The sequence below is a fragment of the Natronomonas salina genome, assembly GCF_013391105.1.
In the GTDB taxonomy this organism is placed as follows: domain Archaea; phylum Halobacteriota; class Halobacteria; order Halobacteriales; family Haloarculaceae; genus Natronomonas; species Natronomonas salina.
In genome coordinates, this window is sequence record NZ_CP058335.1 from 3,496,058 (window position 1) to 3,517,225 (window position 21,168).

At 71.1% G+C, this 21,168-nt stretch carries 30 protein-coding genes; 13 read left to right on the forward strand and 17 right to left on the reverse strand.

What is annotated here, in order from left to right; all coding sequences use genetic code 11:
* Positions 1-25: 25 nt before the first annotated feature.
* On the reverse strand, positions 26-1,090 hold the full coding sequence (locus HWV07_RS18075) for an anthranilate phosphoribosyltransferase (RefSeq protein WP_178335662.1): 1,065 nt from the start codon (positions 1,088-1,090) through the stop codon (positions 26-28).
* Positions 1,091-1,280: 190 nt separating this feature from the next.
* Here HWV07_RS18075 and ahbB point away from each other — a divergent pair, with 190 nt between their 5' ends.
* On the forward strand, positions 1,281-2,318 hold the full coding sequence (ahbB, locus tag HWV07_RS18080) for a siroheme decarboxylase subunit beta (RefSeq protein ID WP_178335663.1): 1,038 nt from the start codon (positions 1,281-1,283) through the stop codon (positions 2,316-2,318).
* 118 nt (positions 2,319-2,436) lie between these two features.
* Here the strand turns inward: ahbB and HWV07_RS18085 are convergent, their stop codons facing one another.
* The 4 genes from HWV07_RS18085 to HWV07_RS18100 form a co-directional block, all read right to left on the reverse strand.
* Positions 2,437-2,697, reverse strand: coding sequence for a DUF8006 family protein (locus tag HWV07_RS18085; RefSeq protein ID WP_178335664.1), 261 nt, complete (start codon positions 2,695-2,697; stop codon positions 2,437-2,439).
* Positions 2,698-2,737: 40 nt separating this feature from the next.
* Entirely contained in the window at positions 2,738-2,962 is a 225-nt protein-coding gene (locus HWV07_RS18090; RefSeq protein WP_178335665.1) for a DUF7996 family protein, read from the reverse strand.
* A 70-nt stretch (positions 2,963-3,032) separates the two neighbouring features.
* Positions 3,033-3,323, reverse strand: a complete 291-nt coding sequence (locus HWV07_RS18095) for a helix-turn-helix domain-containing protein (protein WP_178335666.1) — start codon at positions 3,321-3,323, stop codon at positions 3,033-3,035.
* A gap of 70 nt (positions 3,324-3,393) precedes the next feature.
* Positions 3,394-3,999 (reverse strand): arsinothricin resistance N-acetyltransferase ArsN1 family B, encoded by a 606-nt coding sequence (locus HWV07_RS18100; protein ID WP_178335667.1) that lies wholly within the window; start codon positions 3,997-3,999, stop codon positions 3,394-3,396.
* Between the two features lie 126 nt (positions 4,000-4,125).
* On the opposite strand from HWV07_RS18100, the gene HWV07_RS18105 reads away from it, so the two are divergent.
* Positions 4,126-5,370: a DNA double-strand break repair nuclease NurA gene (locus tag HWV07_RS18105; protein ID WP_178335668.1), complete on the forward strand. Its 1,245-nt coding sequence runs from the start codon at positions 4,126-4,128 to the stop codon at positions 5,368-5,370.
* A gap of 1 nt (position 5,371) precedes the next feature.
* Here the strand turns inward: HWV07_RS18105 and HWV07_RS18110 are convergent, their stop codons facing one another.
* From HWV07_RS18110 to HWV07_RS18120, 3 genes are read right to left on the reverse strand one after another with little or no spacing between them, the layout of a single operon-like run.
* On the reverse strand, positions 5,372-5,725 hold the full coding sequence (locus HWV07_RS18110; protein ID WP_178335669.1) for a DUF7113 family protein: 354 nt from the start codon (positions 5,723-5,725) through the stop codon (positions 5,372-5,374).
* Positions 5,726-5,767: 42 nt separating this feature from the next.
* Positions 5,768-5,995, reverse strand: coding sequence for an Lrp/AsnC family transcriptional regulator (locus HWV07_RS18115; protein ID WP_178335670.1), 228 nt, complete (start codon positions 5,993-5,995; stop codon positions 5,768-5,770).
* 2 nt (positions 5,996-5,997) lie between these two features.
* On the reverse strand, positions 5,998-6,684 hold the full coding sequence (locus HWV07_RS18120; protein ID WP_178335671.1) for a potassium channel family protein: 687 nt from the start codon (positions 6,682-6,684) through the stop codon (positions 5,998-6,000).
* A 159-nt stretch (positions 6,685-6,843) separates the two neighbouring features.
* Here HWV07_RS18120 and HWV07_RS18125 point away from each other — a divergent pair, with 159 nt between their 5' ends.
* Together HWV07_RS18125 and HWV07_RS18130 are read left to right on the forward strand one after the other, a co-directional pair.
* A complete protein-coding gene (locus HWV07_RS18125; RefSeq protein ID WP_178335672.1) occupies positions 6,844-7,074 on the forward strand; it encodes an Lrp/AsnC ligand binding domain-containing protein in 231 nt (76 codons plus the stop codon).
* Between the two features lie 66 nt (positions 7,075-7,140).
* Positions 7,141-7,452: a DUF7991 family protein gene (locus HWV07_RS18130; RefSeq protein WP_178335673.1), complete on the forward strand. Its 312-nt coding sequence runs from the start codon at positions 7,141-7,143 to the stop codon at positions 7,450-7,452.
* On the opposite strand, the gene HWV07_RS18135 is transcribed toward HWV07_RS18130, so the two are convergent.
* Together HWV07_RS18135 and HWV07_RS18140 are read right to left on the reverse strand one after the other, a co-directional pair.
* Positions 7,453-8,409: a ribose 1,5-bisphosphate isomerase gene (locus tag HWV07_RS18135; protein WP_178335674.1), complete on the reverse strand. Its 957-nt coding sequence runs from the start codon at positions 8,407-8,409 to the stop codon at positions 7,453-7,455.
* A 76-nt stretch (positions 8,410-8,485) separates the two neighbouring features.
* A complete protein-coding gene (locus HWV07_RS18140; protein ID WP_178335675.1) occupies positions 8,486-9,019 on the reverse strand; it encodes a J domain-containing protein in 534 nt (177 codons plus the stop codon).
* Positions 9,020-9,087: 68 nt separating this feature from the next.
* Here HWV07_RS18140 and HWV07_RS18145 point away from each other — a divergent pair, with 68 nt between their 5' ends.
* A complete protein-coding gene (locus HWV07_RS18145; protein ID WP_178335676.1) occupies positions 9,088-9,291 on the forward strand; it encodes a hypothetical protein in 204 nt (67 codons plus the stop codon).
* A gap of 63 nt (positions 9,292-9,354) precedes the next feature.
* On the opposite strand, the gene HWV07_RS18150 is transcribed toward HWV07_RS18145, so the two are convergent.
* Entirely contained in the window at positions 9,355-10,029 is a 675-nt protein-coding gene (locus HWV07_RS18150) for a response regulator (RefSeq protein ID WP_178335677.1), read from the reverse strand.
* Between the two features lie 117 nt (positions 10,030-10,146).
* A complete protein-coding gene (pyrF, locus tag HWV07_RS18155; protein ID WP_178335678.1) occupies positions 10,147-10,968 on the reverse strand; it encodes an orotidine-5'-phosphate decarboxylase in 822 nt (273 codons plus the stop codon).
* A gap of 124 nt (positions 10,969-11,092) precedes the next feature.
* Here pyrF and HWV07_RS18160 point away from each other — a divergent pair, with 124 nt between their 5' ends.
* Complete coding sequence (locus HWV07_RS18160; protein ID WP_246279796.1) at positions 11,093-11,758, forward strand: HAD family hydrolase; 666 nt, start codon at positions 11,093-11,095, stop codon at positions 11,756-11,758.
* Here HWV07_RS18160 and HWV07_RS18165 read toward each other — a convergent pair.
* From HWV07_RS18165 to nirK, 3 genes are all read right to left on the reverse strand, one after another.
* Positions 11,708-12,187: a DUF7993 family protein gene (locus HWV07_RS18165; protein WP_178335680.1), complete on the reverse strand. Its 480-nt coding sequence runs from the start codon at positions 12,185-12,187 to the stop codon at positions 11,708-11,710. The two genes, HWV07_RS18160 and HWV07_RS18165, sit on opposite strands and share 51 nt — an antisense overlap.
* On the reverse strand, positions 12,187-12,627 hold the full coding sequence (locus HWV07_RS18170) for a DUF2240 family protein (protein WP_178335681.1): 441 nt from the start codon (positions 12,625-12,627) through the stop codon (positions 12,187-12,189). The genes HWV07_RS18165 and HWV07_RS18170 overlap by 1 nt, the downstream gene beginning before the upstream one ends.
* 69 nt (positions 12,628-12,696) lie before the next feature.
* The gene (gene nirK / locus HWV07_RS18175) at positions 12,697-13,800 is read right to left on the reverse strand and encodes a copper-containing nitrite reductase (protein ID WP_178335682.1); all 1,104 of its coding nucleotides are present in this window, start codon (positions 13,798-13,800) and stop codon (positions 12,697-12,699) included.
* 255 nt (positions 13,801-14,055) lie between these two features.
* Between nirK and mch the strand changes: the two genes are divergently transcribed.
* The 7 genes from mch (at position 14,056) to HWV07_RS18210 (ending at position 19,770) form a co-directional block, all read left to right on the forward strand.
* Positions 14,056-14,988, forward strand: a complete 933-nt coding sequence (gene mch / locus HWV07_RS18180) for a methenyltetrahydromethanopterin cyclohydrolase (RefSeq protein WP_178335683.1) — start codon at positions 14,056-14,058, stop codon at positions 14,986-14,988.
* A gap of 6 nt (positions 14,989-14,994) precedes the next feature.
* A complete protein-coding gene (locus HWV07_RS18185) occupies positions 14,995-15,507 on the forward strand; it encodes a double winged helix-containing putative transcriptional regulator (RefSeq protein WP_178335684.1) in 513 nt (170 codons plus the stop codon).
* Positions 15,508-15,561: 54 nt separating this feature from the next.
* Positions 15,562-15,936 (forward strand): translation initiation factor IF-5A, encoded by a 375-nt coding sequence (locus HWV07_RS18190; RefSeq protein WP_178335685.1) that lies wholly within the window; start codon positions 15,562-15,564, stop codon positions 15,934-15,936.
* A gap of 8 nt (positions 15,937-15,944) precedes the next feature.
* Complete coding sequence (locus HWV07_RS18195; protein WP_178335686.1) at positions 15,945-16,751, forward strand: arginase family protein; 807 nt, start codon at positions 15,945-15,947, stop codon at positions 16,749-16,751.
* Positions 16,752-16,815: 64 nt separating this feature from the next.
* Complete coding sequence (locus HWV07_RS18200) at positions 16,816-17,586, forward strand: Nif3-like dinuclear metal center hexameric protein (protein ID WP_178335687.1); 771 nt, start codon at positions 16,816-16,818, stop codon at positions 17,584-17,586.
* A 66-nt stretch (positions 17,587-17,652) separates the two neighbouring features.
* Entirely contained in the window at positions 17,653-19,065 is a 1,413-nt protein-coding gene (locus HWV07_RS18205) for an APC family permease (protein ID WP_178335688.1), read from the forward strand.
* Entirely contained in the window at positions 19,066-19,770 is a 705-nt protein-coding gene (locus HWV07_RS18210) for a universal stress protein (RefSeq protein ID WP_178335689.1), read from the forward strand.
* A 4-nt stretch (positions 19,771-19,774) separates the two neighbouring features.
* Here the strand turns inward: HWV07_RS18210 and HWV07_RS18215 are convergent, their stop codons facing one another.
* Entirely contained in the window at positions 19,775-20,434 is a 660-nt protein-coding gene (locus tag HWV07_RS18215; protein ID WP_178335690.1) for a Pr6Pr family membrane protein, read from the reverse strand.
* Positions 20,435-20,453: 19 nt separating this feature from the next.
* Positions 20,454-21,149, reverse strand: a complete 696-nt coding sequence (locus HWV07_RS18220) for an SDR family NAD(P)-dependent oxidoreductase (RefSeq protein WP_178335691.1) — start codon at positions 21,147-21,149, stop codon at positions 20,454-20,456.
* Between the last annotated feature and the right edge of the window lie 19 nt (positions 21,150-21,168).

A 21,168-nucleotide genomic window follows, 5' to 3' on the forward strand; every position in this document is an offset into this window, starting at 1 on the left:
CCGCGCTCCGACGGCCGCCGAACGGTCAGAACTCCCGCAGCGCCTCGAGTCGTTCCTCGGCAGCGCCGCTCTCCAGCGCCTCGCGAGCCTGCTCGAGACCGCCCTCGATGTCGTCGGCGCCCTCGCCGGCGTAGATGCGGAGCGCGGCGTTGACGGCGACGGCGTCGGCGAACTCGTCGTCGCGGGCGCCGGTCAGCACCTCCTCGGTGATCTGGGCCGACTGGGCGGCCACCTCGTTGACGTGGAGGTCCTCCGCTTCGAAGTCCATGCCGTACTCGGGGGTCTCGATGTCGAAGTCCTCCATCTCCGACCCCTGGTTCCAGACGGCGACCTTCGTCGACCCGGGCCGGACGTCGTCGTACCCCTCCATCCCCTGGAACATGACGACGCGCTCCACGTCGGCCGTCTCGCTGGCCTGGAAGGTGTCGATGATGCGCTTCGCGTAGGGGAGGTGGTAGAACGAGCCGAGGTGTGTCGACGCCTCGGCGGGGTTGGCGAGCGTCTCGATGGTGTTGACGAAGGTCCGGACGCCCATCTGGTCGCGGCGGTCCGCGAGCGCGTCGACCCCCGGGGCGAAGTTCGGCTGGTAGTAGAAGCCGAAGCCGACCTCGTCGGTCATCGCGGCCGACTCGTCGGGGGCGAGGTCGGTCCGGACGCCGAGGTCGTCGAGGACGTGCTTGTAGGCGTCCTGCTTCTGGGTGGGGACGCGGTCGCCGGAGTGGACGACGACGGGCGTGCCCGCGGCCGCGGCGACGAGCCCCGCGGCGACGCCGAAGATGGCGCTGCGGCCCTTGCCGTCGTAGTTGGCGCCGCAGTCGACGGGGTCGCAGTCCGGCGCGGCCGACTCGACGCCCTCGTCCATGACGTCGACGTAGGCGGCGAGCTCCTCGGGGGTGTTCCGCTTCCAGCGGTTCGCCAGCCAGAAGGCGCCGAGCGTCGTCGGGTCCGGCTGGTCGTCGAGGATGCGGCGGAACGCCTCTCTGGCCTGCTCGCGGGTCATGTCGTCGGCGGACTTGTGCCCCGAGCCCACCACCTCGGTCATGAGCCGCTTGAGGGGCCACTCGCCGTACGTCTCGGTGGTCTGTGACATGTCCGTGCGTTCAGTCGCCTCGCACAAGAACGGTTCGCTGTCGGCCCGCCCGAATCCGCGAGCCGGAAGTAGACGTCCGTACGGGGCCGGACGGGTCGAGGCCACTGTGAATCGCTTCCTCGGAGCGAGGCGAGGGACGACCCGAACGGAGAGCGAAAGCGATACCCTTCCCTGGCCTATATCGGGGGTAATGACCGTGACGGGCGACTGGCGGGCCGGGCTCGACGAGGTGGACGCGGCGCTTATCGACGGCTACCAGTCCGGGTTCCCGATCGAGGAGCGCCCGTTCCGCCGGGTGGCCGAGGACCTCGGCGTCGACGAAGCCGACGCCCTGGCCCGCGTCCAGCGGCTCCGCGACGACGGGCTCTTCCGGCGGTTCGGCCCCGTCCTCAACCCGCCGGTGATCGGCGCGTCGACGCTCGCGGCCGTCCAGGCTCCCGAGGGCCGGTTCGACGAGGTCGCCGAGGTGGTCAACTCCTACCGGCAGGTCAACCACAACTACCGCCGGGACCACGAGTGGAACATGTGGTTCGTCGTCACCGCCGGGTCGCTGGCGACACGCGACGAGATCCTCGCCGACATCGAGGCGCGGACCGGCTGCGAGGTGCTGAACCTTCCGATGCTGACGGACTTCTACATCGACCTGGAGTTCCCCGTGGTCAACGGGGACCGTTTTGCGAGAGAATCCGTCGACCAGACGACGGTGACCGCCACGCGCATCGCCGAGACGGCGGCCGCCGACCTCTCGGCCCTCGACCGGCGGCTCCTGCTGGAGATCCAGGGCGGCTTCCCGCTGTCGGAGACGCCGTACCGCGACGTCGCCGAAGCGGTCGAGGCGCCGGTCGACGACGTCCTTGCAGCCGTCGAGCGGCTCCGCGAGCAGGGCTGCATCAAGCGTATCGGCTGCGTCGTCAACCACGTCGTCACCGGCTTCGACGCCAACTGCATGGTCGTCTGGGACGTCCCGGACGACGAACTCGACGCCCGCGGCGAGGGCGCGGGCGAACTCCCGTTCGTGACGCTCTGCTATCACCGGCCGCGCCGCCCCGAGCAGGGGTGGCCGTACAACCTCTTTACGATGATCCACGGCCGCGACCCGGCGGCCGTCGACGAGAAGATCGACGAACTCGCGTCCGACCACCTCCCGTTCGACCACGAGCGGCTCTACTCGACGGGGACGTTGAAGCAGACGGGCGCGCGCTACGAGGACATCGTCGGCGGGGAGTAGCTCGTCGGCGGGAGAGTACCGAAGGAACGGAATCGCGACGGGTGGAACGGAAGAGAAGTACGCTGCGGAGTAGAGAGGGGTTCGACCAGCCGGGAGTGGCGGCGGACCGGACGCGCCGTCAGTCCTCGGCGGCGACGAAGACGACCGGCCCGACGACAGCGAGCCCGACGCCCAAGTACAGCATCCAGACGGGCATCGTGGTGCTGGGCGTGAGGACGAAGAGCACACCGAACAGCGACAGCTGGAGACCGAGCACCTTCATCGAGCGGTTGACGGCGAACCCGCCGACGACCGCCAGCAGGAAGACGAGAAGGAGCGCGTGGCCCACGGTGTAACTCCTCAGGAAGTCGTCGATGATTTGCAACGGGATCTCGAACATCCTTGTGGGCTATCGCGGTGTTTCGGTCTTAATGGTTCCGTTAGGAGTCCGCTGCCCCCGTGAAGTCGATGTGGCGAAGCCAGACGAGCCAGACCACCACCATCGCGGTGGCGTAGCAGACGACCCAGAAGAACGCTCCGAGCGCCGGGTACCCGGCGTTGTTCAGCACTCCGTCGCCGATGCCGGCGAGGGAGACGGTGCCCGCGACGAGCAGGACCCCCGCTACCCACTGGGGGAGCTTCGAGTCGGTCACGGTCGAGGACATATCCGCTGGTACGGTTTGGACGGTTTCGAGTGTTCCGGTTCGGGCGTCGACGGGGCCCCTCGCACGGCCGCTAGCCGTCGAGGTCCTTCAGCGACTCCATCTGGTCGATCAGGTCGTCGAGCCCGTCGTTGATCTCCCGGACCCGCTCTTCGACGTCGTCCGTCGCGACGGCGCCGTCCGGCGTCGGCTCGATCAGCCCGTCGTTCTCCAGCATCCGGAGGGAGTACCGAGCCTTGTGCTCGTCGATGTCCGTCTCCCGGGCGATGCGGGTGATGCCGATCGGCTGGTGCTCCAGGACGGCCTCCAACACCTGGAGGTCCCGTTCCTCCTTCCCCAACTGTCTCGCCAGCCGCGCTATCATTCGTCAGCAGGTTCCCGCGCCACGTGCAAAACCCTACCGGAGTCACGGCCGACTGCCGGAATCCCGTCGGTTATCCGGCGGAATCCGCGCCGTCCGCGACCGACGAGAGGACGTCCCGGAGCCACGGCGCCTCGCGGCACTCCCCGAACGGCGTCGGGTCGTCGGGGTCGTCGCTCCGTTCGCCGAGGGCGTGCTCGTACCAGGCGACGTCGTGCCACTCGCCGAGTTTGTACCCGACTTCCGGGAACAGCGCGACCCGCTCGAAGCCGAACGACTCGTGGAAGCCCACGCTCTCGGGGTTCGGCACCGTGACGACGCCGTAGGCGCTCTCGAAGCCCTGTTGCTCGAGGGTCGCCAGGAGCGCGCGGTACAGCGCCGAGCCGACGCCCGAGCCGCGGTCCTCGCCGTCGACGTACACCGATAGCTCGGCGCTCCAGCGGTAGGCGGGCCGGTCGCGGAGCTTGCTCGCGTACGCGTAGCCAACGACCCGGCCGTCGCGTTCGGCGACGAACCAGGGGAACGTCTCGAGCTTCGTCTCGATGCGGTCCGACACGTCCGCCGCGTCCGGCGGCGCCTCCTCGAAGGTGACCGCCGTCTCCTCGACGTACGGGCGGTAGATGTCGGCGACCGCCGCCGCGTCGTCGGGCGCGGCCACGCGGAGTCGAAGGTCGCTCATACCGGGTGGGCAGGCCCGGAAGGCAAAGCGGTGACGGAGTCACGACGACCGGGCGACGACCGCCCCCGCGGCTCGGTCGCCGTCCCGCGGCCAATCCTTTAAGCGGGGGAGCGACCCAGACCAACCATGACCCTCGACCCGGTGCACTTCGACGGCATCGCCCAGATGGCGGGCCGCATCAGCCAGCGCGTCGACGCCACCGACCATGAGGCCTTCGCCGACACGGTGTTCGAGGAGTTCCTGGACCCGCTGTGGTACGACGGCCGCCGCGTCGTCGAGCCCCTCGGCGAACTGCGGCGCCGCCGAGTCGACCTCGAGGACGCGGCGCTGCAGGAGGCGCCGTTCCCCACCCAGCACGGCCTGGACTCCGGGACCATCAACCCGACGACGTTCACGAACGGCCTCGTCCTCGACGTGGCACAGGCGGCGATGGCCGCCGTCCCCTCGGACCTGGACCTCCACCGCGGGCGGACCGTCGTCGCCACCGTCCACTCCAACGACGCGACCGTCGACTGCGAAGAGGAGGACTGGACCGTCTTCGACGGGGGCTACTCCCGCGGCCGGATCCTCCAGGCGCCGCACGTCAACCGCTACGAGGAGGCCGTCGTCCACGCGCTCTCCCTCTATCTCGCGGAGGTCGAACACGCCCGGACCAACGCCGACGTGGTCGACGACCTGCTGATCCTCGACGGGCCCATCTACCCGAAGGGCCTGCTCGCGTGGTCGGACCGCCACCCGGAGCTGGCGGACCTGCTCGTCGAGGAGGAGCGCCCGCGGGACGTGGTCGCCGGCTACATCGACCTCGTGGAGACCTTCGCCGACCGCGGCGTCCCGCTCGTCGGCTTCGTGAAGAACAGCGCCTCGAAGGCCATCACCCGCGCCGTCCGGAACAAGGAGCGGGCGCCCTGGGTGAACGACGCCGCGTTCTTCCGGCGCGTCCTCGAGCGGACCGACGACGAGGACGAGCGGCTGACCGACCACCTGACGTTCACCAACTGGTTCGTCTCCCGGTGCGGCGTCGACGAGCCGCTGTCGATCGACGGCGACGCGCTCGGCATCGACCGCGAGCGCGACCCCGAGGACTACGAGGTGACGTTCTGCTGTATCTACGACCCCCGCGACGACCTGGTGTTCCGCGTCGAGGCGCCGGCGGTGTTCACCCGCGACGCGGAGCTGCGGGAGGCCCTGACGATGCAGCTGCTCCGGGACGTCGCCCACGAGCGCGGCCCGCCGCTGGCCGTCGAGAAGGCCGACGAGCTGGCGCGCATCAGCCGCGAGGAGAAGGCGGCGCTGGGGCGGGCCATCGAGGACCGCTTCGACGCCGAGCGCGACCGCAGCTACGACGACGAGCGCTGGGGGCTCGTCGCCTGACTCAGGCGTCGGTCCCGGAGGCCCCCTCCGCCACCTCGGCGACCTCGACGGTCACCTCCTCGCCGGGGACGCCGACGCGGACGAACTGGGTGCGGACGTGGTCCGTCGCCGCCTCGACGGCGGCCTCGCGGGTCTCGAAGCCCCGCGGCATGGGCGACTCGAAGGCGACCTGGACCTCGCGGTCGCCGAGCCGCTGGGTCTGCCCGCCGCTCTCGACCTCGTAGAAGGCGTCGCAGACCCAGACGTAGGGGGCGTCGTCGTCGGGCGCGCCGCGGAACGCCGGCGGGTCCTCGCCGGGTTCGAACAGCGTCCCCGTCAGCTCGGTGCCGCGAGCGGACCCCCGGATGTGGAGCATACGCCGCCTAGGGCGCAGTCGGGAAAAAGCGTGTCGCGGCGGCTACCCCATCGCGATGTACGTCTGGGTGTTCTCGACGCCGTCGAGGTCGCGGATGGACTTGGCGATGTCCTTGACGTCGGCCGGGGAGTCGACGTCGACCTTCGCGATGATGTCGACGTCGCCGGCGACGATGTGCGCCGAGACGACGCCGTCGACGGTCTCGGTCTCGTCCCGCAGGCGGTCGGCGTCGCCGGTGTGGGCCTTCACCATGATGTAGGCGACGACCATCCTCAGACACCTCCCCTCGCGACGGCCTGGCCTGATTCACCCACGATGATCTGTTCGACGTCCTGGAGGACGCTGAAGTCCGCGATGACGACGAGGCGGTCGCCGGCGGCCAGCGAGACGTCCGCGTCCGGGAGCCGCAGCGGCCCGTCGTCCTTGCCGAACGCGAGGACCCGCGAGTCAGCGGGGAGCTCCAGCTCCGAGAGGGTGTACCCGCGCATCGGCGAGTCCGGGGTGACCGTCAGCTCGACGAGCTGGAGGTTGTAGGCGATGTCGGCGACGGCGCGGACGTTCCCGCCGACGAGGGCGTTCTTCGCGGCGATGGCGCCCAGCCGCTCGGGATAGATGACCTCGTCGACGTCGGAGGCGTACTTCCGGACGACGTACTCGCGGTAGTCGTCGTCGACCCGGAGGACGGTCCGGCAGTCGTGGGCCTTCGCGATCATGCAGGCGACGAAGTTGGTGACGAGGTCCCCGGAGACCGCGGCGAGGCCGTCGGCGTCGTCGAGACCCAGGTCTAGCAGCGTCTCCTCGTCGCCGCCGTCGCCGTGGACGACCTCGAAGCCCTCCTCCTCGAGCCGTTCGACCTTCGGTTCGTCCGGTTCCACCAGGACGACGTCGTGGCCCTCGTCGCGGAGCACCCGCGCCGTCCGCATCCCGACCCGGCCGGCACCGACGATAACGAATCTCATGCAGTGCCCTACGACGACCGGCCCCAATAATGTTACTCCGTAGCACAATCCGGTCCCGGGCAGACCGCCGACGGCCCGGCGGGGGTCGTCCGCGTCGCGGCGTCGGCACCGGGTCCCGTCCCGGGAAAGTTTTTTCGCAGGTCTCTGCGAAGTGCTACCATGGTTCGTGCGTTCATCATGGTCAAGGCGGACACGGGACACGCCGAGGAGTTGCTGGAGCGGATCCGCGGCCTGGAGCAGGTCGTCGAGGCCAACGTCGTCGCCGGCGACTTCGACGTCATCGTCGAGGCCGCCGACGAGGAGGTCTACGACGTCATCAACGCCGTGGCGACGCGGATCCGGAGCTTCGACGAGGTGAGCGACACGAAGACGTACGTCTGTCTGGAGTGACTACTCGTAGCGGTCGCACCGGCCTGGAACGACGGAGCAAAGGGCCCGGGCGACCAACCGGTCGACATGGTCACCCTGTTCGAAGCCGCGGGGCTGCTCGTCCTCGTCGGCCTCAACACGGGCATCGCGGCGGTCTGCACCCGGGTGTTCCGGGTCCGGCTGGAGACGCGGTGGGGCGGGGCGCTGTACACGCTGCTGCTCACCCCGGTCGTGCTGACGGTCGTGACGCTGGTGCTGGGGCAGGTCTTCGGGCCGAACCTCGGCAGCCCCGCCACGGTCGTCGGCGTCACCATCCTGCTGCCGCTGACGCTCGGCATCGCCTTCGACTACTTCTGGATGCCCCACCCGGACGAGGTCGAGGTCCCGGACACGCTCTGACTACTCCGTCCAGGGCTCCTCGACGCTCTCGCCGAAGAGCTCCCGCATCAGCACGACGACGCTCTCCGGCGGGAACTGCCCGCGTTCGGTGACGATGGCGTCGACGTGCCGCGGCGGCGTCACGTCGAAGGCCGGGTTGGCGACCTCGATCTCGCCGATGTCGGCGCGATCGTCCTCGGTGATGACCTCCACGTCGTCGCGCTCCTCGATCTCGACGGCGCCGCCGGTCAGCGTCTTCGGGTGGAGCTTGATCGACTGGGCGGCGACCATCACCGGGACGCCGCGGTCGCGCGCCGAGACGGCCAGGCCGGCGGTGCCGATCTTGTTGACGACCGACCCGTCGGCGGCGATGCTGTCGGCGCCGACCAGCAGGTGGTCGACGTCGTCCATGTAGCGGTGGGCCGCGTTGTCGACGATCAGGGTGACCGGCACGCCGAGTTCGCGGAGCCGCTTGGCGGTGATGTGGCCCTGATTCCTGGGTCGGGTCTCCTTGACGACCGCCTCGACCTCGGTCCCGCGCTCGACGGCGGCCTCGACGCAGGCCAGCGCGTCCGTGGAGTGGCAGTGCGTCATCACCACGTCCCCGTCGCGGAGCCGCCCGGCCCCGATACGGCCCAGTTGCTCCTGGGCGTCCTCGAGGTCCGCACGGAACTCGTCGACCCGTCGTTCGACGGACCGTTTGAGGGCGGCCACGGACTCGCCCTCCATGCCGGTCAGGACGTACCGGAGGGCGTTCGGAAGGCTGACCGCCGTCGGGCGGGTGTCGTGTAGTTCGCGCGCGGCGGTGCGCATCTCGGTCCTGAACGCTTCGGGATCGTCCGCATCGGATTCGGCGGCCTGGGCGCCCAGCGCGGCCGCCGCCTCGTCGGCGATCGTCGCCGCGCCCCGGGTCTCCATCTCCGCGATCTGCCGCGCCGTCTCCCGGACCTCGGGGTGTACCGCCGGCGATTGAACCATGCCGGTGGTTGGCACGGCGACCCTAAAAGCGTCGCGCCGCGGTCGTCGACCGAAAGCGCCGGCCTGCCGAGCCGCGTCAGCCCTTCAGCGTCTCGTAGGCCTCGTTGACCTTCCGGAACGCCTCCTCGTCGCCGCCGCGGTCCGGGTGGACCTCCTTGACCTTCTCGCGGTAGGCGCGCTGGACCTCGGCCTCGTCGGCGGTCCGGTCGAGGCCGAGCCGGCGGTACGCCTCAGCCGGGCTCATCGCGCTGGCGGGCTCGGCGCCGGGCCCTCGCCGGCCGCCCCGCTGCTGTCGCTGCCGCGCCTGCTGCCGTCGCTCCCACCGTTCTCGGGCCTGCTGTCCCCTGGCCCCCTCGAACCCCTCACGCGGCGCGGCGCCGAACCCGCCGCGCTGGCGCCGCTCGCCCGGGTTCGAACGGCGCTGGGTCCGCCGGATGCGCTCCTTCAGGGCACCGGAGGATTGGTACCAGAAGGCGTAGGTCGCGGCGCCGAGCGGGAGCGCGACGACGAACAGCACCGGCTCGCGGAAGGCGACGCTCACCAGGAGGACGACGGCCGTCATCCCGGCGAAGACGCCGGTGAGCCCCAGGACCAGGCGGTCTCGCTGCACACCCCGGCGTAGGGGGCGAGAGCACGTAAGGCTCCGGGATTTATCCGGCTCGCGACCGAAGTGTGCGTATGAGTGTCGAGGGCCTCTGTGCGATCTGTGAGAACAGCACCGCCGACCACGGCTGCGACCTCTGCGGGCGGATGGTCTGTGAGACCCACTACGAGACCCCCGCCGGCGTCTGCGTCGAGTGCGGGTCCGGCAGCGGCGGCCAGCCTACGGGTGGCGGCGAGAAGCAGGACCGCCCCGACGGCGTCGACGAGCACCAGTTCTGATCCCGGGTTCCCGCCCGACGCTCTCGTCGCTTCGCCGGCTTCCGGTCGGACCCCCGCCAGCTATCACGCCGGCTCCGTCTCGTGCCGCTCGACGGCGACGGGGTCCTCGCCCGGTATCTCGATCTCGATCCGGGTGGGCACCGCCGCGAACGTCTCGTAGTGGTCGCCGCCGGGGTCGATCGCAATCTGTGAGGCGATCAGGTCGGCCTGCCGGAGCGCGTTGAGCCGACGGTAGACGGTCGGCAGCGAGTATCCCGTCGCGTCGGCCAGTTCGCGTGCGCTGTGGGACTCCCTCGCGAGGACGTACCAGCAGTGGCGGGTCTTCGGGTCGCCCAGCACGTCGAGGACGCCGTCGTCGACGTCGAGGCCGGCGGGCGACCGCGCCTGCAGCCGCTCGACGACCGCCCGGAGGTCGTCCGCCTCGACGGGCTTGACGAGGTACTCGTCGAAGCCCATCTCGACCACGTCGGCGTCCGGCTCTACGCCCGTCAGCATCACGACCCGGCAGCCGTACCCCCGTTCGCCGATGGCCTCCAGGACCGCCTCGCCGGGACGGCCCGGCATCCGGCGGTCGAGGAAGACGACGTCGACCTCCCCGTCTTCGTCGTCGAGCACCTCGAGGGCGGCCTCGCCGTCGTAGGCCGTCCGGGTGTCGTACTCGTCAGCTAGCTGTGCGGCGCGGCCGTCGACGAGGGCCGGTTCGTCGTCGACGAACAGGACCGTCGGTCTCTCTCCCATGTTAGTTCCTCCCACCCGAGGGCTGGTTGACTCCCGTCTCCCTGGTAGAAAGGCGTTACGCCGATGTCTGACGCGGGCGTGACGGCTCTCCGGGTCCCCGACCGGTGCGTCTCTCGGCTACCGGTACTGGTTCAGCCGCTGCTTCAGTCGCTTCGCGGACTGGCCGACGGCGCCGAAGTACGCCGACTCCGTGTCGGCGCCCTCGCCGGCGAAGATGATGCCGCGCGAGGAGTTGACGAGGCCGACGTCGGTGCCGTCGCGGTCGGCGAGGCCGTACTCGACGGCCGCCTCCGCGTCGCCGCCCTGGGCGCCGACGCCCGGGACGAGGAACGGCAGGTCGACGAGGTCGCGGACCGCCTCCAGTTCGTCGGGCGTCGTCGCGCCGACGACGAGGCCGACGTTCCCGTGCTCGTTCCACTCCTCGCAGCGCTGGGCGACGTACTCGTAGAGCCGCTTGCCGTTGCCGACCTCGAGGTTCTGGAAGTCCGCGCCGCCGGAGTTCGACGTCCGGCAGAGCACGACGACGCCCTTCTCCTCGCGGGAGAGGTACGGCTCGAGGGTGTCCCGGCCCATGAAGGGGTTGACCGTGATGGCGTCGACGCCGAGGCCGTCGTCGTCCAGCAGCCGTGCGTACTGCCGGGCGGTGTTCCCGATGTCGCCGCGCTTGGCGTCCAGCAGGACGGGGACGCCCTTGCCGTGGGCGTAGGCGACGGTCTCCTGGAGGGCGCGCCAGCCGTCGGCGTCCTCGTAGAAGGCCGCGTTCGGCTTGTAGCAGGCGGCGTGCTCGTGTGTCGCGTCGATCACCCGGCGGTTGAACGCCCAGCGCGGGAGCTCCGAGTCGAGGAAGTCGGGCAGCCGCGAGGGGTCCGGGTCCAGGCCGACCGAGACGACGCTGTCTGTCGCCTCGATGCGGGCCGCGAGGTCGTCGAAGAAGCTCATCGTGGGGTGCCTGGCGGCGGGCGAGCAAAAACGCTCCCGTTCGCGGCGCCGGCCCGACGGGCGACCGATTTCGGGGTCGGACGCTGACGGTGGAGCTATAGGGGTGGCCTCACAAGCGGCGAGCGTGCTACGAGCGGTGGCCTTCGACCTCGACGAGACGCTCGCGCTCACGGCGAGCGACCGCGAGGCGCTCCTCCGGACCGCGGCAAAGGAGGCGGACGTCCCCTTCACCTTCGACCGCCAGGACTACCGCGACGCCCACCGCGAACACAGCGGCACGGAGAGCCGGCGGCCCGTCTTCGACGCGCTCGTCGACGGCGACGCCGACGCCATCACCCACGCCTACCGCGAGGCCATCGGCGGGGCCCTGGAGCCCGCGGCGGACGCCGTCGAGACGGTCGCCGACCTCCGCGAGCGGTACCACATCGGCCTGCTCACCGACGGTCCGGACGAGACCCAACGGGACAAGCTCCGGCGGCTCGGCTGGACGGACCACTTCGACGCGGTCGTCGTCACCGGCGCCATCGGCGCGCCCAAACCCGACCGCGACGCCTTCGCGACGCTGTGTGAGAAGCTGGGCACGGAACCGGGCGAGACCGCCTACGTCGGCGACGACCCCGAGCGCGACGTCGCCGGCGCCGCCGCGGCCGGCCTCCTCCCGATCCAGGTCCTCTACGACGGCGGCCCCGACGTCCACCCCGCGGCCGCCGGGACGATACGCAGGACCGAACTCGCGACGCTACCCGCCGTCCTCGAGGAGGTCGGCGGCGACGGCGCGGACGACGCGTAACGCCGCCTTCACCTCGGCGCCATTCTCGACGAACACGAGCGTCCGCGGCGGCTCGACCGCCTTCGGCCGGACGCGCAGCCCCTCGCGCTCGGCGGTCTCCACGGCGCGGTCGATTCCCGCCCGGAACTCCACGTGCGCGCGGTCGGGGTGGACGTAGACCTCGGCGATCCGCCGACCGTCGTCAGTCTCGCCTTCTTCGTCGTCTTCGGTACCGTTCTCGTTGTCTTCGGTACCTCCCTCGTCCCCTTCCTCGCCTCGGTCGGGGTCGAACGCGACGGCGTACGCGAAGGCCCCGGCCTCCGTCGGCTCGACGTCGGTGTCGGCGTCGACCACGGCGAGGCGGCCGAGGCTCCCGCGTTCGTGGCCGTGGATCTCCGAGGAGAGCAACTGTCCGATTCGCTCGCCGTCTGCGATCTCGTCGTGGACCATTACAGTTCGGCGCGCGCTGCGGCGGCCTGTTCCCGGACGTCGATGCCCTGCCGGTGCGCGTAGAGGACGGCGGCGGTCTCGATGGTGACTCCCAGGTCTGACTGGAGGCCGTTGACCGCCGCGACGGCGTCCTGCTTCTCGTGGCCCGCCTCGACGAGCGCCCCCAGCAGCCGCTCGAACGTCGAGCGCTCCTGGAGGATGGACTCGTCGGGGACGAACTCCTCGGGGACCTGGACCTCCTGGGGGTCGAACTGCGCGGTCAGCTGGCCGTCGTCGCGGGCGACCAGCCCCTCGCTGGCCGCGACGTCGACGAGGCGCTTGGCCTGGTCGGGGGAGAACCAGTCGCGGTCCAGCGACAGCGCGACGACGAAGGCGCTCTCGCCCATCTCGCGGGCGCCCTCCTGGCGGAACGGCGCGGCGACGGCTGTCCGGAGACTCATCGTCCGGACCTGTTCCGGCGGCGAGAAATACCCGTCGGTCTCGCGGTCGATAGAAAGGGGAGAAGCGTCCTATTCGTCCGCCGGGTCGGGGTCGTAGACCTCGGGCTTCGCGTCGCCCCGGACGTCGATGTCCGCGAGGGCGCCGCGGCGGCCGGCCCGCGACAGCGCGTGGTCGACGACCTTGACGTGGCCGGGGACGGGCAGTTCCATCTCGGCCATCGTCGCGGTCCCGGGGGCGACCGGCGTCGTCTCGACGTACCGCGCGGGCTCGGACAGGACGTCGCCGTCGCGGTAGAGCCGCGACCAGACGTTGCCGATCGGGTGCCACGCACTGGTGAGGTTCGGCCCGCCGTTGACGAAGTACACCCGGACGGTCTCGTCGACGGCGGCCTCCATCGGGCCGCGGCCGTCGGCCGTGAAGCCGTAGGCCTCGCCGTTGAAGACGACGTAGGTCGGGTCCTCCTCGCGCATCGCGGCGAAGTCGAACTCGTGGTGGCCCTCCTCGCCGACCGAGCCCTTGGTGTAGAGCTCGTGCTGGCCGAGGTACAGCTCCCGGTCGACGGCCGGCAGCCCCTCCTCGGGCTCGACGAGGATCGCACCGAACATCCCCGAGCTGATGTGCTGGTCCATGTTCGGGACCGCGCAGTGGTAGATGAACAGGCCGGGGTAGGAGGCCTTGAACCGGATGCGGGCGGGGCCATCCCCGGGCGCGAGCGTCGTCGCCTCGGCGCCGCCGCCGGGCCCGTAGATCGCGTGGGAGTCGACGTTGTGCGCCGCGACGTTGTGGTCCTCCGGCACCTCGAACGTGAGGTTGACCGTGTCGCCGACGCGGACGCGGAGCATCGGGCCGGGGACCTGCCCGTTGTAGGTCATGTAGCTGAACGTGACCCCGGGCTCGATCTCCGCGACGTGCTCCTCGGTCCGGAGCGTCAGGTCGTGGGTCCGGGGCTCGGTCCAGTCGACCGGCGCGGGGACGTCGGTGGGGTCGGCCGCGATGCGGTCGACGTCGACGGCCTTCGCGGCCGGCAGGACGTCCTCGACGGGGGTCGTCGTCTGGCCGGTGTTGCCGGTCGGCGGATGCTGGTTGCCGACTACACAGCCGGCGAGGGCGGTGGCGCCCGTGAGACCGGCCGCCTGGACGAATCGACGGCGGGAGATGTGGTTTGGTTGCATGGTCCTTTCACAGTTACAGCTACTACCTGTGATACATTAAACCGGGAACAGGATTCCCGAAACCTGGGAAACGGTTGGCTGAACGGCCGATCGGGGATCTCAGACGGGATAGATCGGCTGCTATCGTGGGGTACCTATCGGACACCCCACCAGAGGACTGCCCTTCGGAAGCGGTCGTCCTACCGGGCGGATGGCCGATCGGAATCCGCCGTCGGGTCAACAACCCTTTTCACCGGAACCGCGTGTGTGTCCCGTATGGAGAGTCTCAACCGGATGGCCGTCGAGCTTGTCGACGAGGCTATCGACTTCGCCGACGAGCTCGCCGTCGAGATCCACGAACTCGACAACGGCGCGACCGTCCTGGACTTCGGCGTCGAGGCGGTCGGCGGCGTCGAGGCCGGGCTGCTGCTCGCCGAGATCCAGACCGGCGGCCTCGCGACCGTCCAGATCGGCGTCGACGAGGTCGGCGACGCCCCCTTCACGCACGTCGAACTGTCGACCGACCACCCGGCGATGGCGTTGCTCTGCGCGCAGAAGGCCGGCTGGGAGCTGTCGGTCGACGACTTCGAGGGCCTCGGCAGCGGCCCCGCGCGCGCGCTCGTCGCCGAGGAGGAGGAGTTCCAGCGCGTCGGCTACCGCGACGCCGCCGACTTCGCGGTGCTGGCAGTCGAGAGCGAGGAGCTGCCGACCGAGGCCGCCGCCGAGCACGTCGCCGACATGACCGGCGTCCCGGTCTCCAGCGTCTTCCTGCCGACGTTCTCGACGGCGAGCGTCACCGGCAGCGTCAACGTCGCCTCGCGGGCCGCCGAGCTCGCCGCCTTCCGGCTCTCGGAGCTCGGCTACGACCCGCTGGACGTCCTGACCGCGACCTGCAAGGCGCCCGTCGCGCCCGTCGCCGAGGACGACGAGGCGGCGCTGGCCCGGACCAACGACGCGCTGGCCTACGGCGGCCAGGTCCACCTCACCGTCGACGCGCCGTTCGACCGCTTCGACGAGATCGTCTCCACGGCGGCCGACGAGTACGGCCGCCCGTTCGCCGACGTCTTCGACGAGCACGAGTGGGACTTCTACGACGTCCCGGTGGAGCTGTTCGCCCCCGCGCAGGCGACCGTCGACGTCGTCGGCGAGGGCGTCGAGGCGTACGGCCGGACCGACGAGGCGCTGCTGGCGGAGTCCTTCGGGCTCTGACGGCCGATGAAGTTCAAGGTCCTCCCGGAGCCGGCGGCGGACGTCGAGCGGGTCGCCGAGATGCAGGCGGCGGTGCCGCTGGTCCCCGACGAGGAGACCTCCTGCTGCGCCCGGCTGATGAAACGCCGGGGCGTCCCCTCCCAGGACCGCGCCAAGGAGTGGCTGACCTTCCTCCGGGCGCTCCGGCTGGTCGAGGAGGACGGCGGGCAGTACCGGCGGCTCCCGCACGCCGCCGACCCCGAGGAGCTCCGCGAGGCCTTCCGCGAGCGCGTCTACCTCGCCGAGGACGTCCTGGCGCTGCTGGCCGACGCGGACGGACCGCAGTCCAGCGAAGCGGTCTTCGAGCGAGTGCGCGACCGGTTGCCCCAGTGGGAGCAGCACCGCCACACCGACGCCGACGAGGTGTGGCGGGAGCGCGTCGACCGGCTCCTGGAGTGGGCGGTCACCTTCGGACTGGCGAGTCGGACCGACGACGGCGCCTACGTGGAGGCGGCCGACGACGGCCGCGTGCCGGACTGACGGCGCCCGAGCGGTTCCAAACCGTTTATACTGCACCGACGGAAAGCCGTGGGTATGCCGAAAGAGCAGACCGAGGTCCGTGACCTCCAGGAAGGCAACTACGTGATGATCGACGACGTGCCGTCGAAGATCACCTCCTACAGCACGTCCAAGCCCGGCAAGCACGGCAGCGCGAAGGCTCGCGTCGAGGGCACCGGCGTCTTCGACGCCCAGAAGCGGAACTTCACCCAGCCGGTCGACGCGAAGGTCTGGGTGCCCATCATCAACCGGAAGCAGGGCCAGGTCGTCTCCGTCTCCGGCGACGACATGCAGGTGATGGACCTCGAGACGTACGACACGATCACGATGCGCATCCCCGACGAGATCGACCCCTCGCCGGACGACGAGATCGAGTACCTCGAGTACGAGGGCCAGCGCAAGGTCGTCTGAGGTCCGGCATGGGCGAGTTCCCGGGCGCCAGGGCCGACGCCGACGACGCCGCCTACGCGGTCGTCGGCGCGCCGCTGGACGTTTCTACCACCTTCCGCCCCGGCGCCCGCTTCGGGCCCGACCGGGTCCGGCGCTTCGCCCGCCCGTTCGACGAGTACGACCAGCGCACCGACCGCGACCTCTCGGACCTCTGTACCGACGCCGGCGACGTCGACCCCTGGAGCGACGTCCCGGCGTACCTCGATTTCCTCGAAGGCGAACTCTCCGACCACCACGCGGCGGACCGGCTCCCGCTGCTCGTCGGCGGCGAGCACACCGTCACCGTCGCCGGCGTCCGCGCCGCCGACCCGGACGTCTACGTCTGCCTCGACGCCCACCTCGACCTGTACGAGTCCTACGCCGGCGACGAGTACTCCCACGCGACGGTCACCCGTCACGCCCTCGACGTCGCCGACGAGGCCGTCCTGCTCGGCGCCCGAACCGGCAGCGAGGCCGAGTGGGACCGCGCCGCGGAAGCCGACGTCACCGTCGTCGGCCCCGAAGACGTCCCCGACTGGGAACCCGACTTCGGGAACGAGGACGTCTACCTGAGCGTGGACGTCGACGCCGCCGACCCGGGATTCGCGCCCGGGACGGGGACGCCGGAGCCGTTCGGCCTCGAGCCGCGGGAGCTGCGCGACGCGGTTCGATGGGTCGCGCCGCGGGCCGTCGGGTTCGACCTCGTCGAGGTCAACGACCGCGACGACGGCCAGGCGGCGTCGCTCGGCGCCGGCCTGCTCCGGGAGTTCGTCTTCGCGCACGCCGACGCCGACTGATTCGTTCTGCGGCCGCCGCGAGTCTCCCGACCCATACAAGACGCTCCCCTGCGACGGCTCACGCATGCACCTCTCGGAGTTCCGCGACCGGTTGAACGAGCGACTCGATCACGACGCGTACGCGGGCGTCGACGCGAGCGCGAACGGACTGCAGGTTGGGAGCGCCGAGTCCGTCGGCGAGGTCGCACACGCCGCGTTCGCGGTCGACGGCGTCGAGACGACGTTCGACGCCGCGGCCGAGGCGAGGGCGGACGTCCTCGTCGTCCACCACGGCATGGTCTGGGGCGGGCTGGACCGCGTCGCCGGCCGCGATTACGAGCGGGTCGCCGCGCTCGTCGAGAACGACGTCGCGCTGTACGTCTCCCACCTCCCGCTGGACGGCCACGACGACCTGGGGAACGCGGCAGGCCTCGCGTCGTTCCTGGACTGCGAACCCGTCGAGCCGTTCGGCGACTACGGCGGCGTCACCATCGGCCAGCGGGCCGCGGCCGACGACCCGTACTCGGTCGACGGGCTTCGGGAACGACTCGCAGAACTCGATACGGGCGGCCAGCCGGTACAGGTCCTCGACTTCGGCCCGGAGGCGATCGAGGAGATCGCCATCGTCACCGGCTCGGGGACCGACTGGATCCGGGAGGCGGCCGACGCGGGCGTCGACGCCCTCGTCACGGGCGAGGGCAAGCAGAAGGCCTACCACGAGGCGCGGGAGGCGGGACTGAACGTCTTCCTCGCGGGCCACTACGCGACCGAGACCTTCGGCGTCCGGGCCTTACAGGGGCTCGTCGAGGAGTGGGGCGTCGAGACGACCTACGTCGACCACCCGACCGGGCTGTAAACGGACGGCGTTGCCCATCCACCCCGACGCCAGACGTAAGTGACAGCCGAGAGACGTTCGAACCGTATGAGCCAGGCGCCGGGCGGCAGCAACGTCGCGGGGGAGGAACCGGTCGCCGAGACGGTCGTCGAGACGGAGGAGGCGACCGTCACCGAGAACGCCGAACTGGAGCGGACCATCGGCCTCTCCGGCGGTCTCGCCATCGGCGTCGGGACGATGATCGGCGCCGGCATCTTCGTCTTCCCGGGGCTGGCGGCGGGCAACGCCGGCCCCGCGGCCGCCGCGTCGTTCGGCATCGGCATGGTCGTCGCGCTGCTGGTCGCGCTGCCGGCCTCCGAGCTGGCGACCGCGATGCCGAAGTCCGGCGGGGGCTACTACTTCATCTCGCGGGGGCTGGGGACGCTCGCCGGCGCGGTCGTCGGCCTGTCGCTGTGGTTCGGCCTCGTCTTCGCGACCGCCTTCTACCTCGTCGGCTTCGGCTACTACGCCGTCGACGCCCTGGCGCTGGTCGGCCTCGCGGTCGGACAGGGGTGGGTCATCCCGGTCGCCCTGCTGTTCGGCGCCGGTTTCACCGTGCTGAACGTTACCGGCACCGAGAACGCCGCGAAGCTCCAGAACGGCGTCGTCGCGCTGCTGCTCTCCATCCTCGTCGTCTTCCTCGGTTTCGGCGTCCTCGACGCGCTGGGCGTCGTCGGCCAGTCGTCGGCCCCCGAGCAGTTCGCGCCGAACGGCTACTTCCCGGTGCTCACCACCGCCGCGCTGGTGTTCACCTCCTACCTCGGCTTCGCGCAGGTGGCGACCGTCGCCGGCGAGATGAAGGACCCCGGTCGGAACCTCCCGCTGGCGATGGTCGGCTCCGTCCTGCTGGTGGGCGTCCTCTACGTGGCGACCATCTTCGTCGCGACCAGCGCCTTCGGCGCCGAGCGCCTCGCGACGGAGGGCGAGACCGCGATGGTCGCCGTCGGCCGGGACCTGCTCGGCCCCGCCGGCGCCTTCGCCATCGTCTTCGTCGGGCTGCTGGCGACCATGTCGAGCGCCAACGCCTCCATCCTCTCGACGTCCCGGGCCATCTACGCCGTCTCGAAGGACGCCCTCCTGCCGAAGCGGGCCAGTCGGATCAACCTGAAGTACGGCACGCCGCACGTCGCCCTCGGGATGGCCGGCGGCCCGATCCTCGCCCTCGCGGCGACCGGGCGCGTCGAGATCCTCGCGGAGGTCGCCTCGTTCCTCCACCTCGTCATGTACGGGCTCATCTGCATCGCCCTCGTCGCGCTGCGCCGCGACGAACCCGAGTGGTACGACCCGGACTTCCGGGTGCCCGGCTACCCCGTCGTGCCGATTCTCGGCGCCCTCGCGAGCTTCGCGCTACTGGTGTTCATGCAGCCGCTGTCGCGGTACGTCGGCGCCGCGATCATGGTCGCCTCCGCCGGGTGGTACTTCTATTACGCTCGGGACGTGACACTCAAGGGGGCCCTGTAGATGACGCGCGTGCTCGTTCCGGTCGCGGTGCTCGAGGGCGAATCGGTAGCGGCGGGACTGATGGACCTCCTCGGGACGATGGACGTGACGGTCCTCGGCTACCACGTCCTCCCGGAGCAGACGCCGCCGGACCAGGCCCGCGAGCAGTACGAGGAGCGGGCCGTCTCGGCGCTCGACGACCTCGCCGAGGAGTTCCGCGCGGCGGGCGGCGACGCCGACTCCCGGCTCGTCTTCACGCAGGACCGCGAGAAATCCATCGACCGCGTCGCCGACGAGGTCGACGCCAGCGCCTACGCCATCACCGGTGCGACCGGCGACGTCGACAGCCTGCTCGTCCCGGTCTCCGGCGACGTCGCCGTCGAGCGCGTCGTCGACTTCGTCGCCGAACTCGTGGGCGACCGGGCGATCGACGTGACGCTGTTCCTCGCCAGCGAGGCCGACGACGCCGGCGACCGCCTCGCGGCCGCGGCCGACCGACTCCGGACGGACGGCGTGGCGGTCGCGACCGAACTGGTCGCCTCCGACAGGCCCTTCGACGCCCTCGTCGATGCCGTCCCCGGGCACGACGCCATCGTGATGGGCGAGGCGGCGCCGTCGCTGTCGTCGTTCCTCCTCGGCGACGAGGCCGAGCGGCTCGCCTCGGCCACCGTCGGACCGGTGCTGGTCGTCCGGAACGAGCGCGACGAAGAAGGCGACGGGGACTGACCGCTCACATTTCTCCAGACCGCCGGGCCTCGAAGCGTCCGGCGGCGACGAAGAGCAGCGACGTCGCCGCGAACGCGACCAGCAGCCCGAGGCCGAACGCGAACACCCCTGCGTAGCCGAGCGCCTCGGCGTCGAGGAAGGGGTACGGGTAGTCGCCGCTGGCCGCCCCGCGGAGGAGGACGTAGACGAAGTACGCGGCCGGATAGCCGCACCACCAGCCGACGTCCCGCCACTCGAGAGATCCCTTCGGGACCGCGTACCACCAGAAGGCGACGAAGAGCGCGGGCGTGGCGTAGTGGACGCCGGCGTCGGCGAGGACGGCGAGGCTCGGCGACTCCCACGGCCGCCGCAGCAGCAGGTGGTAGACCGCGCCGACGTAGGCGATGCTCGCCGCGATGCCGGTCTGCGTCCCGGCGCGCCGGAGGAACCGCCCGACGACCGACTCTGGTGCGACCAGCGGCACGGTCGTCGCCAGCGCCACCCCGAGGTTCGTCAGCACCGTGAAGTAGTAGAGGAGGTCGACGACGCCGGCCAGGACGCCACCGACGCCGCCCCCGGCGTCCTGCATCGAGAGGTACAGCAGCGCCGCCAGGGAGGCCCAGGCGACGGCGCCGACGAGGGCGGCGGCGGTTCGGGTCCGCTCGGTGTGGTCGACGTGGAACATCGCTTTCTGGACCGGAGGCTCAGTCGGTCGTCGGCTGTCGGTCGGCAGCGTCGACGATCTGACCGTCGACCGTCTCCGCGTCGGCCTCCGCCGCGGCCCACCAGAACAGCGGCGCGACGTCAGCCGGGGTCCGGTCGCCTTCCCCGTCGGTCAGTTCCGTCGCGACCCGTCCGGGGTCGACGATGCCGACGACGTACTCGAGTTCGGCCGCGAACTGCCGGGCCACGGCTTCCGATGCGGCCTTCGAGACCGCGTAGGCGCCGTAGCCGGCGGTCGCCGCCTCCGCGACGCGGCCCGAGGGGACGAGCACCCGCGCGCCGTCGGTCAGGTGGGGGACCGCCTCGCGGACGGTGGCGAAGACGCCGCGGGCGTTGACCCGGATGGTGTCGTCGAGCGCGGCGTAGGGCTCGTCTGCCAGCGGCGTCTCGCCCGGGTCGCCGTGGTAGACGCCGGCGTTCGCCACGACGCAGTCGACGCCAGCGGCGTCGCCGGCGCGGGCGGCGGTCTCCATGAGGCGCTCCACGTCGAACTCGTCGCGGACGTCGGCGCGCATCGCCGTCGCCGCGCCGCCCGCCGCCTCGATGTCCTCGGCGACCCCTTCGACGGCGTCGGCCTCGCGCGAGCAGAGCACGACGTGGGCGCCCGCCTCGGCGAACCGCTCGGCGACGGCTCGCCCGATGCCGCGGGAGGCGCCGGTGACGACTGCGGTGTCCATACCGGCTCTCGGGCCGGCG